This window comes from Nocardia sp. NPDC005366, assembly GCF_040606855.1.
In the GTDB taxonomy this organism is placed as follows: domain Bacteria; phylum Actinomycetota; class Actinomycetes; order Mycobacteriales; family Mycobacteriaceae; genus Nocardia.
In genome coordinates, this window is the sequence record NZ_JBEXFQ010000001.1 from 86,616 (window position 1) to 103,216 (window position 16,601).

10 protein-coding genes are annotated in these 16,601 nt (G+C 68.2%); 4 read left to right on the plus strand and 6 right to left on the minus strand.

Going from position 1 to position 16,601, the window contains the following annotated elements; genetic code table 11:
* Positions 1-29 precede the first annotated feature (29 nt).
* Complete coding sequence (locus ABZS43_RS00420; protein WP_355033634.1) at positions 30-1,574, minus strand: long-chain fatty acid--CoA ligase; 1,545 nt, start codon at positions 1,572-1,574, stop codon at positions 30-32.
* A 388-nt stretch (positions 1,575-1,962) separates the two neighbouring features.
* On the opposite strand from ABZS43_RS00420, the gene ABZS43_RS00425 reads away from it, so the two are divergent.
* Positions 1,963-3,150, plus strand: coding sequence for a TetR/AcrR family transcriptional regulator (locus ABZS43_RS00425; RefSeq protein WP_355033635.1), 1,188 nt, complete (start codon positions 1,963-1,965; stop codon positions 3,148-3,150).
* On the opposite strand, the gene ABZS43_RS00430 is transcribed toward ABZS43_RS00425, so the two are convergent.
* Positions 3,147-3,770, minus strand: a complete 624-nt coding sequence (locus ABZS43_RS00430) for a helix-turn-helix domain-containing protein (protein WP_355033636.1) — start codon at positions 3,768-3,770, stop codon at positions 3,147-3,149. The genes ABZS43_RS00425 and ABZS43_RS00430 overlap by 4 nt on opposite strands.
* A 22-nt stretch (positions 3,771-3,792) precedes the next feature.
* Here ABZS43_RS00430 and ABZS43_RS00435 point away from each other — a divergent pair, with 22 nt between their 5' ends.
* A complete protein-coding gene (locus tag ABZS43_RS00435) occupies positions 3,793-4,137 on the plus strand; it encodes a cytoplasmic protein (protein WP_355033637.1) in 345 nt (114 codons plus the stop codon).
* 21 nt (positions 4,138-4,158) lie between these two features.
* Here the strand turns inward: ABZS43_RS00435 and ABZS43_RS00440 are convergent, their stop codons facing one another.
* The 3 genes from ABZS43_RS00440 to ABZS43_RS00450 form a co-directional block, all read right to left on the minus strand.
* Positions 4,159-5,652, minus strand: coding sequence for an aldehyde dehydrogenase family protein (locus tag ABZS43_RS00440; RefSeq protein WP_355033638.1), 1,494 nt, complete (start codon positions 5,650-5,652; stop codon positions 4,159-4,161).
* 29 nt (positions 5,653-5,681) lie between these two features.
* Complete coding sequence (locus tag ABZS43_RS00445; RefSeq protein ID WP_355033639.1) at positions 5,682-7,274, minus strand: GMC family oxidoreductase N-terminal domain-containing protein; 1,593 nt, start codon at positions 7,272-7,274, stop codon at positions 5,682-5,684.
* 103 nt (positions 7,275-7,377) lie between these two features.
* Positions 7,378-7,839 (minus strand): hypothetical protein, encoded by a 462-nt coding sequence (locus tag ABZS43_RS00450; protein WP_355033640.1) that lies wholly within the window; start codon positions 7,837-7,839, stop codon positions 7,378-7,380.
* A 430-nt stretch (positions 7,840-8,269) separates the two neighbouring features.
* Here ABZS43_RS00450 and ABZS43_RS00455 point away from each other — a divergent pair, with 430 nt between their 5' ends.
* Complete coding sequence (locus ABZS43_RS00455) at positions 8,270-9,490, plus strand: M14 family zinc carboxypeptidase (protein WP_355033641.1); 1,221 nt, start codon at positions 8,270-8,272, stop codon at positions 9,488-9,490.
* Positions 9,491-9,573: 83 nt separating this feature from the next.
* Positions 9,574-10,254 carry a hypothetical protein gene (locus tag ABZS43_RS00460; protein ID WP_355033642.1) on the plus strand — a complete coding sequence of 227 codons (681 nt, stop codon included), beginning with the start codon at positions 9,574-9,576 and terminating at the stop codon, positions 10,252-10,254.
* A 9-nt stretch (positions 10,255-10,263) separates the two neighbouring features.
* On the opposite strand, the gene ABZS43_RS00465 is transcribed toward ABZS43_RS00460, so the two are convergent.
* A complete protein-coding gene (locus ABZS43_RS00465; RefSeq protein ID WP_355033643.1) occupies positions 10,264-16,434 on the minus strand; it encodes an amino acid adenylation domain-containing protein in 6,171 nt (2,056 codons plus the stop codon).
* Positions 16,435-16,601: the final 167 nt, after the last annotated feature.

A 16,601-nucleotide genomic window follows, 5' to 3' on the forward strand; every position in this document is an offset into this window, starting at 1 on the left:
TCCGGCGCCACGCCCGTCCGACCGCGACGTCAGTGCACCTGACGCTCGGCGTCGTCCCAATACTGTTTGCGCAGTTCTCGTTTGAGGATCTTGCCCGCACCGGAAACCGGCAGGGTCGCGGCCAGTTCGATGCTGCGCGGCGCCTTGTACCCGGCGATCTTGGTCTTGGCGTGTTCGCGGATCTCCTCGACGGTCACCGAAGTGCCCGGGACGCAGACGATCACCGCGTGCACCCGCTCGCCCCACTCCTCGTCCGGCACGCCGATGACGGCGCACGCGGCGACATTCGGATGCGCGGCGACGGCGTTCTCGACCTCGGCGGAGTAGACGTTCTCGCCGCCGCTGACGATCATGTCCTTGATCCGGTCGACCACGAAGACGAAACCCTGTTCGTCCATGTAACCGCCGTCGCCGGTGTGCATCCAGCCGTCGCGAATCGCGGCGGCGGTCTCCTCCGGCCGGTTCCAGTAGCCGAGCATGACATTGTCGCCGCGCACCGCGATCTCGCCCACCTCGCCGCGCGCGACCTCGTTGCCCTCCGGGGCGACGATGCGGACCTCGGCATGCGGGGCGGCGCGTCCGGCCGACCGCAGCAGAGCGCCCCTGTGCTCGTCGGGGCCGAGTAGCGTCGCGACCGGGGCCAATTCGGTCATCCCGTACGCCTGGGTGAACCGGGCGTTGGGGAATGCCTTCATCGCGCGTTCCAGCACCGCCTCGGCGATGGGCGAAGCGCCGTACATGATCTGCTCGACACTCGACAGATCGTGTTCGGTGATCTCGGGGTGGTCGACCAGCATCTGGATCATCACAGGTACCAGCAGGGAGCCGGTAATGCGATGGGCGGCGATCGCTTTCATGGTGGCGACCGGGTCGAAGGCGGGGATCGACACATGGGTGCCGCCGAGGGTGGTCTGCGCGATCCAGCCCGCGAGGTCGGCGAGGTGGAACATGGGCGCGGCATGCAGGTACCGGCCGCCGGGTCCGAACAGGTAGCCGGTGGAAATCGATCCGAGCGTCGAGGCGAACAGATTCGCGTGGCTGAGCATGACGCCCTTGGGGAATCCGGTGGTGCCGCCGGTGTAGAAGAGTCCGGCCAGTTGGTCGCCGCCGCGGCGCGCGTCCTCGATCGGCTCGGATTCGGCCACCAGCGTCTCGTAGGACAGGGCGCCTTCGGGGGTGGGTCCGTCGCCGCAGTGGATCACCGCGATCAATCCGTCGTAGGCGGCGCGGATGGCGGGCAGCATCGGCGCGAACGCGTCATCGATGAACAGCACATTGGTGCCGGAATCCTGGAAGCTGTAGATGATTTCGGCCGGACTCCACCGGATGTTGACCGGATTCAGCACCGCGTCGGCCCACGGCACGGCCAGCAGGTACTCGCTGTAACGGTCGGAGTTCAGTCCGAGCATCGCGACCCGATCGCCTTCTCCGACACCGAGGCCGCGCAATCCGCCGGCCAGCCGTGCCACCCGCTCGGCCGTCTCCCGGAAAGTCCTGGTCCGATCGCCGTGGATCGTCATGATGCCGTCCGGATTCTGTTGCACGGCGCGGTGCAGGCCCTGGGTGAGGTACATCGGCGAACTTCCTTCGTGTCGTGACCTACAGCGGTCTGTCTGGTCGCAGGCGGTGACCGGTCGCTCCATCTCCGCTGAAGTGAACCGGCCATAGTGTAACAGGGGTCACTATCGGAACGTCTCGCGTGGATGATACGTCCGCTACCGCCAATTTCCGGCGCAGTATGTCGCAACGATAGTGGTCGAGGCCGAGTACTCTGCGGTAAGTGAATAGCAAATAGTAAGAGATAGCCTGGGACATCCGGCTCGGAAGCCGCCTTCGCCCGATCCGACGGCATGCGGCCGTGGCGCGTGTGCGAAACCTGCCGGGCCGTGCGGACATTCGTCCGGGGTCGCGGTATCGATGCTGGAATGATCGCTCGCTGCCGGGCGAGGATCGGAGGAGGAGATGGTCCGGACGGACGGGCAGGCGCTACGCAGCCCCGCACGCGGTACCCGCCCCGCCAATCGGCGCCAGTTGATCGTGCGGGCGGCCGCGGATCTGTTCTACCGCAAGGGTTACACCAAGGTCGGCATGGGCGACGTGGCAGAGGCGGTGGCGATCGGGCCGTCGGCGCTCTACCGGCATTTCCGTGGCAAGCAGGATCTGCTGGTCACCGTCGTCGTCGACGCGGTGCGCACGCTGGAGGCCGTGCTGGCCGACGCCGGTCCCGACGATATCGCCGAACGGCTGGCGGCGGTCACCCTCGAACATCGGCGGGTCGGGGTGCTGTGGCAGCGGGAGGCGCGCCATCTCTCCCCGGAACACCGGGACGAATTGCGGACGGTGACCAAACGCATCGGCGCCCGGCTGGCTGTGCTGATCGGGCAGCGCCGTCCCGGCCTCGGCCCCGCGGAGGCAGCGCTGCTGCCATGGTGCGCGCTGGCCGCCGTGACAAGTGTTTCCTTCCACAGCCTTTCGCTACCCGAGCCGGGATTCGCCAGGCAGCTCGCCGAATTGGTCACCGATGTCATCGATGCCCCGATCACCCTGCCCGCTCCGGTCCCGTCCGCGTCGCCCGCGCGGACGCTCACCATGCAATCGCGGCGCGAGACGATTCTGGTCGAGGCCACCCGGCTGTTCGCGCGCAAGGGATTCGCGGGCGTCAGCATGGACGACATCGGCGCGAGCGTTGGTATCGCGGGCCCGAGTCTGTACAACCATTTCACCGCGAAAACCGAGATTCTCGCCGCAGTGATGTACCGCGGCGACGAATGGCTGCGGATGGAGATGAATCGGGTCTTCGCCCACGCTACCGACGCCCGCGACGGATTGCGCCGCTTGGTCGAGAGCTACAGCCGATTCGTCCTGGAGAATCCGGATCTGCTCCAGCTGCTGGTCGCCGAAACCGCGAATCTGCCCGCGACCGACCGGCAGCGCGCCAAGACCACCCAGCACACCTACATCGCCGAATGGGTGCACCTGGCCTGCCAGGTGCACCCGGGCTGGGATCCGGTGACAACCCGCATCCGGGTCCAGGCCGCACAGACGGTGATGAACGACATCGCGTTGATGCCCCAGCTGCGCGTCCGTGCCGGGATCGATGAGGCGCTGCGTGTCGTCAGCGCGGAACTTCTGGCGATCCGGCAACGCTAGTGCTGTGCGGGTCCGCCGGGTTGTGCCAGGGCCGCGGCCAGCAGGGCTTGTGCCGACTCGCGCATGAGGGTCGCGGCCTCCGTGCGTGACACGGCGGCGATGTCGACCATCCAGACCCACGATTCGATTCCGCAGCAGGCGCGAATGGCGACGGCGAGCCGTCTGCGATCGATATGCGGGTGCGACTCGGTCAGTGGTGTCAACGCGTCCTCGATCCAGGTAATGGCCCTGCCTTGTCGCAGCACCGGGCGGCCGTCGCGCGGCGTCTGCGGTTCCTGATCCAGCGACAGCCGCAGCGCGGCCCGCAACTGCGGCTCCCACCTGCGCAAGATCTCCGTCTGCTCGGCTATGACCAGGTCGAGGCGAACGTGGACGTCGTCGGATGCGTCCGGCTCGAGCAGGCTGGGCCGATCGATGGTCGGCATCGCGGCCAGGAGCAGTTGTCTCTGGTTGGCGAAGTAGCGGTATGCCGTGGTGCGGGAGATGCCGGCGGCATCGGCCGACTGGTCCACGGTCGGGGTGCGTCCGCTCTCCAACAGGGACCGGGTGGCCTCGATGAGGGCGTCGCGAGTGCGCTGCTTCTGCCGGATTCGCCCCTTCGACTCATATGGTACTGCCATGCCATCATGGTACTCTAGTCCCATGAACGATCCTGTTGTCACCGACCCGGAGCTGTACCGGGTTGTGTGGGAGAACGAACGTGTGCGGGTGCTGGAGTACCGTGATGTGCCGGGCGACGCGACACATCTGCATGCCCATCCGGACAGCGTCATGGTGACTCTGACCGCATTCCAGCGGGTGATCTCCTCCGGCGGCCGGGAGGTCCCGGTCGACCTGGAGGCGGGACAGGTTCGCTGGCTGGACGCGCAGGAGCATCAGGGCCGCAATGTCGGCCGGACGGCAACGCACTCGCTGTTCATCGAGCTCAAGGAACCCCGGCCAGGCGCTCCGCGCCCGGATGCCGCGTTGGGGCCGTCCGCCCCCTGAACACGCCGTGCTGCCGCCCGCTCAGCCCCGTCCGTGCAACAGGGTGGCGAGGGTGGTGAGGTTCTTGTCGTTGGCGGCGGTGCGGGCGAAACTGGTGAGATTCATCAGGCCGGGCATTCGGCGACTGGCGACGGCCTTGGCGTAGGTGAATTCGCGCAGCCCGTCCGGGCCGTGGATGCGGCCGAAACCGGATTCGCCGATACCGCCGAAGGGCAGCGACGGGATAGCGGCGAAGGCGATGACGGAATTCACCGCTGTCATCCCGGAGCGAATGCGCCTGGCCAGTTCCTTACCGCGCTTCTTGGCGAAGACCGTGGCGCCGAGTCCGTAGCGGGAATCATTGGCCAGGTCCACCGCTTCGTCCATATTCGCGACCTTGGCGATGGTGAGGGTCGGGCCGAAGGTCTCGTCGGTATTGGCCAGCGAATCATTCGGCACGTCGACCAGCACCGTCGGCTGTACGAACCGCTCGCCGACCGCGCCGAGTCCGCCGATGACCGCCCGTCCACCGCGTTCAAGCGCGTCGGCGATATGGCGGCGGACAACCTCGGCCTGGGTCGGCATGGTCATCGGCCCGATCTTCGCGCCCGCGTCCGGGCCCGCGCGCAGCGGTTCGACCAATTCGGTGACCTTGCCGAGGAATTCGTCGTAGACCCGCTCGTGCACGTAGACACGTTCGACACCGACACAGGTCTGTCCCGCGTTGGCGAACCCGCCCCATACCGCGGCGTCGGCGGCCTTGGCGATATCGGCGTCGGCGTCGACGAGCAGGGCGTCCTTGCCGCCGCCCTCGATCACCACCGGGGTGAGGGTATCGGCGCAGGCGTGCATGATCTTGCGGCCGGTGCCGGGTGATCCGGTGAACGCGATCTTGTCCACGCCGGAACGGCACAGCGCCTCACCGGTCGCGCCGAATCCGGTGATCAGTTGCAGCACCGGCTTTTCCGGAACGACCTGGGCGAAAGCGTCGACCAGCCACGCGCCGACCCCTGGGGTGTACTCGCTCGGCTTGAAGACGACGGCGTTACCCGCGGCCAGCGCGTAGGTGATGGAACCGAGCGGGGTGAACACCGGGTAGTTCCACGGGCCGATCACGCCGATGACACCGAGCGGCAGGTACTCCACCGACGCCGAATGATCCGACATCACCAGTCCGGTCGATACGCGCTTGCGGCCCAACACCTTCGGCGCGTGTTTGGCCGCCCACGAGATGTGGTCGAGCACAAGCGCGACCTCGAGTGTCGCGTCCGAATGCGGTTTACCGGTCTCGGCGTGCACCACATCGGCCAACTGGTGGATGCGCCGGGTGAGGACGCCGGCCCAGGCGCGCAGTCGTTTTCCGCGTTCGGCGAAGCCGAGCCCGGCCCACCAGGCCGCGGCGTCCCTCGCGGTGGCGACCGCGGCGTTCACCTGCTCGGCGTCATAGACCGGGTAGGTGCCGACGATATCGCCGGTGGCGGGGTCGAGCGAATCGAATGTCTCTGCCGTCGTGACGTTTTCGGGAGCCGTGGTCATTCGTTTCTCCTTTCTTCGGGAGTTCGGGACTATGAGGTGCGTCCGAGGATGAGGTCGGCGGCCTTCTCGGCGATCATGACGGTGGGGGCATGGGTATTGCCCCGGGGGATTTCCGGCATCACCGAGGCGTCGACGACCCGAAGGCCGTCGAATCCGTTGACCCGCAACCGCGTATCGACCACCGACCGCTCGCCGACGCCCATCGCGCACGTGCTGACCGGGTGGTACAGCGTCTGGGCCCACGCCCGGATATGGTCGGCCAGATCCTCGTCGGAGACCCCTGCCACACGAGCCGGGATATAGGGCCGGTCGAGGTACTTTCCGATCGCGGACGCCTCGGAGATCTCGATGACGCGGCGTGCGCCCGCGATGGTCGCGCGCATATCGATCGGGTCGGCGAAATAGCCGGGATCGATCGCGGGCTTCCACGCCGGGTCGGCCGAGCGCAGTCGCAGTCTGCCCCGGCTCGCGACGTTGACCAGGGTGACCCCCGCGGTGAACATCGGTGCGATCGGCTCGCGGAAACCGTTGTCGTAGAAGCCGGTCGGCGCGACGTGGATCTGGATATCGGGTGCGCCCAGATCGTCGCGGGAAGCGAAGAAGCCACCGCCCTCGCCGACGTTGGAACACAGGGGGCCGCGTCCCGCCACCTGCCACTGCACCAGGCGGCCGGGGTTGGCGAAGCCGGACAGATCCGAGGTGCCCTTGGTGTACCACAGCATCGGGACCACCGGATGATCGTGCAGATTCTCGCCGACGCCGGGCAGATCGGCGACCGCGTCGATACCCATCTCGCGCAGGTGCGCGGCAGGTCCGATACCCGAAAGCATCAGCAACTGCGGCGAATTGATCGCACCACCGGACAGGATGACCTCCCGCTCGGCGTGGGCGGTGTGCTCGACGCCGTCGCGCCGGTAGCGCACGCCCGTCGCCCTGGTGCCGCGCAGCAGCACCGCGGTCGCGAAGGCGTTGGTGCGCACCGTCAGATTCGGGCGGTCGAGAGCGGGGCGCAGGTAGCCGTCAGCGGTGGACCAGCGGTGGCCCTTCTTGCAGGTCACCTGATACCTGCCGACGCCCTCCTGCGCCGCGCCGTTGAAATCGTCGTTCGATTCGAGACCGGAGGCGACCGCGGCCCTGACCCAGGCGTCGGTGAGTTCGTGGGTGTAGCGCCGGTCCTCCACGTGCAGCGGGCCCCGGGTGCCGTGGTAGGCGTCGTGGAATCGGGTGTTCGCTTCCGAGCGCGCGAAGTAGGGCAGGACATCGTCGTAACCCCAGCCCTTCGCGCCGTGGTTGTCGCGCCAGCCGTCGTAGTCGGCGTGGTTGCCCCGGATGTAGATCATGGCGTTCATCGACGAACACCCGCCGAGCGCCTTCATCCTCGGCCAGTACGCCTTGCGCCCGTCCATATATTTCTGTTCGGTGGTCTCGTAGTTCCAGTCCCATTTGGTCTTGAAGAGGCTGGCGAAGGCCGCGGGGATGTGGATCTCGTCCGCGTCGTCTTCGCCGCCCGCTTCGAGCAGCAGTACCGAGACATCCGCGTCCGCGCTCAGCCGGTCGGCCAGTACGCAGCCCGCGCTACCGGCGCCGACGATCACGTAGTCGAAGCAATCCTGTTCCGGCACCCGCGCCTCCTCGTCGAGTTCATCGTGACCCGCGTCACGTCCTGCTATTCAATGTACGGCCGCGGGGAGTCCGAACCCAGGACGGAAGCCGAGCCGGAAGCGATCACCGCGGCGCGTCCAGGCAGGCCGTCACCACTTCCAGCAGCGTCGTGAGCGGGGGCAGCGGGTCGTCGGGGCGCGGCGAGCACAGCCAGTACCGCTCCTCACGGGTGATGGGCCCGAGGCCGGTCGGCAGGATGACATTGGCCCGGTGCGGCCCCACGTCGACGCCGTTGCGCGTGAGCGCCTCATCCACTTCCGGTTCGGTGCCGCGGTCGTTGTACGTGAGAAAGGTGTAGCGCGCGGGGTCCGGTCGGGCCAGCACGGGCCCGTAGATATGGCGGGTCGGCATCAGCGCCACGATCCGGTCCCCGAGTGCGCCGGGTGTATTCACGGCGGTCACCTCGCCGGTCAGCGGTAGGACCACGAATCCCGGTGTCGTCGAATGTGTTCCGGGTAGGCCGCAGGACACGTACAGTTGGGCCCACTGTTCCGGCGTCTTCGCCTCCGCGATCATGGCGGTCACCTATTCGCTCGTTCAGCACTGCTCGCCGCAGGGCTGGCGGGTGTCGCGTGCCCATCGCCACATCCCGCAGACGCCTACCCGGTCTCCGGCGGGCATCTGCCTTTCTCCCGCACCTGCGTTGTCGTCTCACGCCGAGTTCGGCGTGGGACGACGATACAGCGATCTCGCGGCCCGGTGACAGCGATAACGTCATGGTGGGCCAATCGACATCGCGAATTCACCCGCGCGGGTCTCCCGTGATTTCGCCGTCCCCGGTTTCTCATCCGGAACGTGTGAGGACGGAGCCGAATCCCGCCCATAGCGTCGGTGACGGCCACGCCGGTGCTGGTCGTGGCGGTGGTGCTCGGTCATGGGCTACGCGGATTATGAACAGCCCCAATGCTTCTCATGGTCAGGTGAACCTGCTGTCGGATGCGAGGAGAGGATGGCGGTGGCGATATCGCGCGCGGGGATCGCCGTAATCATGGCGGCGCTGCTGGCAGCAACGGCATCGGGTACCGCGGCGGCGCGGGATCCGATTCCGTCGATCGCGTGTTCCGGGATCGTCTGCACGGTGTACGGGCCGACCTATTACGGCGGATACCGCACCGCCGCGGATATGCTGCGCCACGTCGACGCCGTCGGCCAGGGGTATCCCGGAATCGCCACGGTGCACGGCATCGGCGAATCGTGGACGGCGGCCGAGGGACGCGGCGGCCATCAACTGCGGGCGATCTGCCTCACCGGCGTCGCACCGCGGGTGGATGCCCTGGTCAAGGCGGTCGCGAAAACCGGGCTCGGGGTGTTCCGGCCCGAGGGCTGCGATCTGTCGTTCGCGTCGGGCAAACCGAGATCGCTGCTGATCGCCCAGATACACGCCAGGGAGATCGTGACGGGCGAATTGGCCTGGCGCTGGATCGACTATCTCGCCGACGGCTACGGCGTGGATCCCGTGGCGACCGAGATCCTGGACGAGAACGAGATCTGGGTCGTGCCCGTCGCCAATCCCGATGGTGTCGATGTGGTGTCCTCCGGCGGTGATGAGCCGAAATTCCAGCGCAAGAATCTCGATTTCGCGCCGGATTCGTGCCGCGACCACACCGGAGTGGTGCGCTACTACCGGCAGGGCGTCGATCTGGAACGGAATTTCACCGCGCGCTGGGGCGAACCCGGTTCGGGCGCCGATCCGTGCGATGACGACTATCGCGGACCGTATCCGGCCTCCGAACCGGAGACCGGGGCGCTCGAGGGTTTGATGTCGCGCCTCTTCGCCGATCAGCGTGGCGGATCGGCCGATATCGAGGTGCCGGACACGGCCGCCGGACTGGTCATCGACCTGCATTCCTTCGGCGATTACGTCGTGATCCCGACGGGGACGGGGCCGGGTGACGCCGGGCAATTGCGCCGCCTGGCCGAACGGATCGCGCCGCCGGGTTACGAGGTCGGCACCTCGCAGGAGACGGTCGGCTACGCGGTATCGGGAACCAGTTCCGACCAGGCATACGGCGCGCTCGGTGTCGCGGCGCTTGTGGTCGAGGTCGGGCCGCGCGGTGACGCGCCCTGTCGCGGCTTCCTGCCGAAATACTCCTGTGTGGATGAGCTGTTCTGGCCCCAGACGCTGGCGGCGTTCATCGAGGCCGCCCGCGCGGCGCGGGCTCCGTACCTGCGGTAGCGGGTTCGCCCGTTGACCACCGCCGCGCCGCGTCCTAGGCTGCCCGAGCAAACTGAAACGTGTTACAGAACGAGGGTGGCTCGGTGGCTTCGACAAAACTCGTCTTCGCACTCTGGGGCGCCCGCGACCCGCTGGGGTCCGACCTGACCGAGGCCTGTCGCGATGCGGGCGCGCGGCGGTTCCAGGTGAACGTCGCCGACGCGGCGGTGGCCCCGGCGATGCTGCGCCTGACCACCTTCGATGATCCGATCGACGCTGTCGTCTGCCTCTGGCTCCCCGAGGACGGCGCTCCCGGCGCGGTGATCGAGGCGATCGGCGCGCACGCGGATCGGTGCGCGGGATGGCGGGTAGAGGAGCGCGTCCCCCTCGAACTTCCGGCGACCGCGCCGGGGGAGCGCACACCCGGACTCGCGAATATCGCCTTCCTGCGTCTGCCCGAAATCCAGTCCTACGACGAATGGCTGGAGTGCTGGCGGGTCCGCCACACCCCGGTCGCCATCGAGACCCAGGCCACCGTCGGCTACGTGCAGAACCGCGTCCTCGCCTGCCTGACACCGGAAGCGGCCGGGGTTTCGGGGATCGCCGCCATCGTGGAGGAACAGTTCCCGATCGAAGCCCTCACCGATCCGCACGCGTTCTACGGCAGTGGCGGCGACCCCGACGAACTGACCCGTCGCATCCAGCGCATGATGCGCAGCGTCGCCACCTTCGGCGCGGACCGGAATCTCGATGTGGTGCCGACCAGCCGCTACCGCGTGTTCTGAAGCCCCGGATCACCGCTGCGGGAGGAATCCGGAGACCAGGAATTCCCGGATATAGGCATCGAGCGCCCGTCGGTCCACCGCGGGGCATTCGATATCGGTGCCGCGCAGCGCGTACCTGGCGCGTTCGTCGGCCCATTCGAACTGCGCGGCGAATGCCTCGTAATCGGCGGTGAGCAGGGCCGCCCGGACCAGTGAATCGTCACCGGCGCTGTTGCGCAGCCGGGATTCGCGGTCGAGAGCGGCCTGTACCGTCTCCAATGACGCCGTCGCCACCGGGAGGCCGTGTTCGCGCAGACTGTCGAAGACCTCGCGCACCGGCACGCGAACACGGTTGACCAGGTGGTAGACCGTGTCGTGCCGTTCGGTGCGAGAGATGGCGACGATCGCGCGCGCGACGTAGCTCACCGGCACGATCGAGACGGTGGTATCCCCGACCTCGGGGGCCGTTCCGAGGATGGCGGCGGCGCGGATCATATTCCAGAACGAATCGTCGGGACTGTTCACCCCGGATCGCGGATCGCCGCAGATGGTGCCGGGGCGATAGACGGCGACCGGAACTCCGCGCGCCCCCGCTTCCCGGACCAATTCCTCAGCGGCCCACTTGGATTGGGCATAGCCGTTATCGGGCAACTGGTCGGCGCGCAGGCGGACGGACTCCTCGATGGGGCCGAAGACCGGCGCGGTGCCGACGGTGGCGCCGATGGTGGAGACGTGATGCACCGGCTTGAGCCGATGGGTGGTCGCCAGCCGCAGGATCTCCCTGGTCGCCTCGACATTGACGTCGCGCAGCCGGGGGTACGGATCGACATGGTTGACCCGTGCGCCGTTGTGGTAGATCACCTCGATCGTCGAAGCCAGGCGGTCGTGATCCGCCGCGGACAGTCCGAGCCGGGGCTCGGCGATATCGCCGGGCACGGCCACGATCCGATCCGCGCTCTCGCCGTCCCAGAGCCGGAAACGCGTCAGGGCCCGCCGGATGCGGTTCGCGCCCGCCTCCGCGCTGTCGGCGCGCACCACACACCACACGCGGGCGTCGGTGGTGTCGAGGAGTTCGCGCAGCAGGTGGGCGCCGAGGAATCCGGTCGCGCCGGTGAGCAGGATTTCGCGCGGGTTCCCGGTGACGGCCGGTGCGCAGTGCTCCGGGGTGATGTCCCGATCGAGTACGGCGTCCTCGGCCGGGCCGTTCTCGCGGTCGGGGGCCGCGGCCCCGGTGAGGAATCCGGCGAGCGCCCCGACGGTGGGATGGGCGAGCAGCGCCGACATCGGCACCGCGCGCCCGATTCGGGCCGAGAGCCGCTGATGCAGGGTGAAGGCGAGGAGCGAGGAGCCGCCGAGGGCGAAGAAATCGTCCTCGACTCCGATCGGTGACACCGCGAGGACCTCGGCGTACACCTCGGCGATATCGCGTTCGAGCGCGGTGGTCGGCGGTGCGCCCTCACGCGCGGTGAAAACCGGTTGCGGCAACGCCTTTCGATCGAGTTTGCCACTGGTGTTGACCGGGAACGACGGCAGTTCGAGTACCGCCGCGGGAACCATATAGTTCGGCAGCACCCGGGAGACCGAGCGCCGCAACGCCTCCGGATCGACCGAGCCGCCCGGTACCGGCACCACATAGCCGACCAGGCGGTCACCGCTGTCGGAAGGCTGGACCGCCACCGCGGCCTGGCCGACCGTCGGGTCGGCGAGCAACGCGGTCTCGATCTCGCCCAGTTCGATGCGATGCCCGCGCACCTTCACCTGGAAATCGGTGCGCCCGAGGTATTCCAGGGCGCCCCCGGAATTCCAGCGCACCAGATCGCCGGTGCGGTACATGCGCTCGCCGCCGGGATCGAGCGGATTCGCCACGAAACGTCCCGCGGTGAGTCCCGGGGCCGCGTGATAGCCACGGGCCAACTGGATTCCGGCCAGGTAGAGTTCGCCGACCGCGCCGACGGGCACCTGCCGCAGCCGCCCGTCGAGGACGAAACAACGCGAATTCCATTCCGGCACACCGATCGGCACCGCGTTCGCGATCGTATCGGCGGGCCGCACCCGATGCTCGGTGATACTCACCGCGGCTTCGGTGGGACCGTACAGATTGTGCGTCTCGGCGTCGCTGATCGCGGCGAAGGCGCTCGCCGTCTCCGGGGGCAGCGCCTCGCCGATCACGAAAATGGCTCGTAGCGAGACCAATTCGGCGGCCGGGGCGTGCGCGGCGAAAACCGAGAGCATCGAGGGAACGAAATCGGTGAGGGTGATGCGGTGTTCGGCGATCAACCGGCACAGCGCCGAGGGATCGCGATGTTCGTCCGGACCCGCGAGCACCAGCCGCGCGCCCGCCCGCAGCGGCAGGAAATAGCCCCACAGCGAGACATCGAAGGTCGCCGGGGTCTTCTGCAGATATCTGTCCTCGGCATCGACCCGGTAGGTCTCGTGCATCCAGGCCAACTGGTTGACGATCGCGTCGTGGCTGATCACGACGCCTTTCGGTCGACCGGTCGACCCGGAGGTGAAGATGACATAGGCGGGGTGGTCGCCGCGCAGCGGGGCGCGGCGTTCGGCGTCGCCGACGGGTTCGGCGTCGAAGCGAGACAGGTCGATGGCGTCCACCGGCTGCGCGCCCGGCATCGCGTCCGCGACGGTGGTGAGCACGCAGCGCGGTGCGGCGGCCTCCAGTACGTAACCGATGCGGTCGGCCGGATGATCCGGGTCGATCGGCACCCAGCAGCCGCCCGCCGCCACGATGGCGTACAGCGCGACCACCTGGTCGATCGATCGGCGCATGGCCACCGCGACGACCGTCTCCGGACCGACCCCCTGTTCGATGAGCCAGCGCGCCAGTCGATTCGCGCGCGCGTGCAAGTGCGCGTAGGTCACCGAATCGGCGCCGAACACCACCGCCACCGCGTCCGGGGTCGCGGCGGCCTGCCGTGCGAGGGCGGTATGCAGCAGTTCGGGTGCCACCGTGACCTCGGGTCCGGTCGACCACGCGCGCAGCCGCTGCCGCTGCGCCGGGTCGACGATATCGAGATCGCCCACCGCGGCGGCCGGATCGGCGGCCACCTCCTGCAGCACCCGTAGATACCCGTCGAGGAATCGCTGCACCGTCGGCTCATCGAAAAGGTCGGTGGCATAGCAGAATCGGATGATGATGGGGCCGGGTCCGCCGTCAACCCCGACGGTGTCGACCACGACGATATGCAGATCGGTCTTGGCTGTGGTGGCGTCGACGTCGACGAAGGAGAAACTCAGACCGGGCAGTTCCAGGCTGGCCTGCGCGAAATTCTGGAAGGCGAAACCGACCTGGTACAGCGGATGACGTCCCGGTGAGCGGACCGGGTCCACCGCGTCGACGATATGTTCGAACGGCGCTTCGGCGTGGGCGAAATTGGCGAGATCGCGATCCCGCGCGCGCGCGAGCAGATCCGCGAAACTCTCGTCGGATTCGACTCTGGTCCTGGACACCGTGGTGTTGACGAACATGCCGACGAGATGGTCGAGCGCGGGTTCGGCGCGATTGGTCATCGGCACGCCGATGGCGATATCGGAGGTTCCCGAGAGCCGGGCCAGCAGGACCGCGAGCGCCGTGCGCATCACCATGAACAGCGTCGCCTGGTTCGACCGGGCGACGGCGAGCAGTGCGCGATGCAGTTCGGCGGAGGTGCTGCGCTGCGCCGCCGCTCCGCGCAGCGTCGCCACCGGGGGGCGCGGCCGGTCGGCGGGCAGATCGAGTTCATCGGGCAGCCCGGCCAGTTCGCTCGTCCAGTAGTCCAGCTGACGCGACAGCGCCGACTGCGGGTCGTCGCGGTCGCCGAGTACCTCCTGTTGCCACAGGGCGTAATCGGCGTACTGCACGTCCAGCGGTCGCCAGCTCGGCGCCGCACCGGCGCGGCGCGCGGCGTAGGCGGTCGCGATATCGCCCGCCAGCGGCGCCAGCGACGATCCGTCGGCGCAGATGTGGTGCACCGTGAAAACCAGGACGTACCCGTCGGCGTTGTGCAACAACCCGATGCGCAGCGGCACCTCGGCCGCGACATCGAAACCACGCCCGAGGATTTCCGCGACCCTGGCGTCCACCGCCTCCGGGGCGACCTCCTCGACGGCGAAATCGCCGATCACACTGTCGGCCCCGAGCACCTCTTGGCGGGGTCCGTCGGCGTCGGCGGGATAGCGGGTACGCAACGCCTCGTGGCGAACGATGATGTCGGAGAAGGCGGCCCGCAACGCGGCGACCTCCAACTGTTCCTCCGATACCCGCATGGCGAAGCCGATATTGTCCACGGCCGAGTCGGTGTCGAACTGGTTGCGCAGCCAGAACCGCAACTGCGAGGGTGAGAGCGGAACCCGGTCGGGGCGGGGACGGGCGAGCAGGGCCGGACGGGCGGTGTCGAATCGCTGCGACTGAATGGCCTTGGCCAAGGTCGCCACGGTGGGATGGTCGAAAACCAGCCGGGCCGGGATCTGGAGTCGGCAGGTCTCACTCAGCCGCGCCGCGACCTGGGTCGCGAGGATCGAATTGCCGCCCGCGGTGAAGAAATCCGAGTCCGCGCCGACCAGTTCCCGCCCGAGGACATGGGCGAAGACCGCCGCGACCAGTTCCTCCCCGAGGCCGGACAGCCGTCGCGAGGTCTGCTGCTCGATGACCCTGGCTCGCAGCGCCGCCCGATCGGTCTTACCGGTCGGAGTCAGCGGAATCCGGTCGACGACGGTGATCGAACTCGGCAGCATGAACCGGGGCAGCCGACCGGCCAGCGCGTTCGCGAGTTCGGCGGGGTCGGGGGCGTACCCGGATTCGGTCTCGACGAAGGAGGCCAATTCGGCGTCACCCGCCGGGGTCTTGCGGTCGACGGTCACCGCCGATCTGATCCCGGGCAACTCCGTGAGCGCGGCGTCGATTTCGCCGAGTTCGATACGGAAGCCGCGGATCTTGACCTGGTCGTCGCCGCGCCCGAGATATTCGAGTTCGCCCCCGGTCGTCCAGCGCACCAGATCGCCGGTGCGGTACATACGCGCGCCGGGCCCACCGTGCGGGTCGGCCACGAAACGCTGCGATGTCAGATCGGGGCGGCCCCGGTAGCCGCGTGCGACGGCGGGGCCGGAGATGTAGAGCTCACCCGCCACCCCGACGCCGACCAGGCGCAGCCGGGTGTCGAGAACCTGCAGGCGCGTACCCGGGACCGCCGAGCCGATCGTCACCGGCATCATGGCCGTCAGCGGCCCGCTGATCGTCGCCGCGATCGTGGCCTCGGTGGGCCCGTAGGCGTTGTGGAAACGACGGCCGCCGGAGGCCCAGCGTCGCACCAGCGCCGGGGGACATGGCTCACCGCCGACGATCACCACCCGCAGTGTGTTCAGCCCGGCCGGGTCGATCGAGGCCAGGGCCGATGGGGTCAGGAAGGCATGGGTGACTTCGTGCTGTGCCAGCAGGGTGGCGAGTTCCGCGCCGCCGTATACTGTCGGTGGCGCGATCACGAGGGTGGCCGCCGAACCGAAGGCGAGCAGCAGTTCGAGGATGGACGCGTCGAAACTCGGCGAGGCGAAATGCAGGATCCGGGCCGTATCGGTGAGGCCGAAGCGGGCGATCTGCTCGGCGCAGAGCGCGGCGAGCCCGGCATGGGTGACGGTGACACCCTTCGGCCTGCCGGTCGAACCCGAGGTGTAGATGACGTACGCGGGATTCGCCTGCCGCGACGGTACGGCTTGATCCAGATACGACAGCGGATTGGCGGGCTGGTCGGCGGCCCGCGCGAGATGACGCGGATCGTCGAGGACCAGCCAGTCGACCTCCGAGGGCAGCGTGGGGTGGTACTCGGTCAGCGTCAGGCCGAGCAACGCGCCGCAGTCGCGCGCCTGGAATTCGATGCGGGACCGGGGAAAACCGGGATCGATCGGGACGAACGCCGCGCCGGTCTTCGCCACCGCCCACACCGCGAGAATCGAATCGATGGATCGCGGCAATGCCACCGCGACGGCGGATTCGGGGCGGGCGCCGCGTTCCAGCAACATTCGGGCCAATTGCGATGAGCGCGCGTCGAGCTCGCGGTAGGTGAGCGTGACGCCGTCGCACAGCACCGCGATCCCATCGGGATTCGCCTCGGCCGCGGCGGCCAGCAAACTCGCGAGCGTCGGAGCCGGTGCCGTCGTCCGACGACGCTGACGGTCTCGGCGCGACGACGCGGCCCGTTGAACACCACTGGTCACGTTCTGTCCCGCCTTGTGCGATGTGCTTAGCGCGCCGATGTTATAACGCGGATGTCTGGTTCGTCATCCCTGGGTGTGAGTGGGCTCAGCAAATTCCGGTGCGGCGGCGAACCGGTCCCATCCATGCGATGTCGTCCGGGCTCGGCGGTGCGGAACCCGGTCCGTAG

Bases quoted from the DNA above. Each gene is read 5' to 3' on its own strand.
- ABZS43_RS00420 (WP_355033634.1), bottom strand. From the start codon at position 1,574: ATGTACCTCACCCAGGGCCTGCACCGCGCCGTGCAACAGAATCCGGAC.
- ABZS43_RS00425 (WP_355033635.1), top strand. From the start codon at position 1,963: ATGGTCCGGACGGACGGGCAGGCGCTACGCAGCCCCGCACGCGGTACC.
- ABZS43_RS00430 (WP_355033636.1), bottom strand. From the start codon at position 3,770: ATGGCAGTACCATATGAGTCGAAGGGGCGAATCCGGCAGAAGCAGCGC.
- ABZS43_RS00435 (WP_355033637.1), top strand. From the start codon at position 3,793: ATGAACGATCCTGTTGTCACCGACCCGGAGCTGTACCGGGTTGTGTGG.
- ABZS43_RS00440 (WP_355033638.1), bottom strand. From the start codon at position 5,652: ATGACCACGGCTCCCGAAAACGTCACGACGGCAGAGACATTCGATTCG.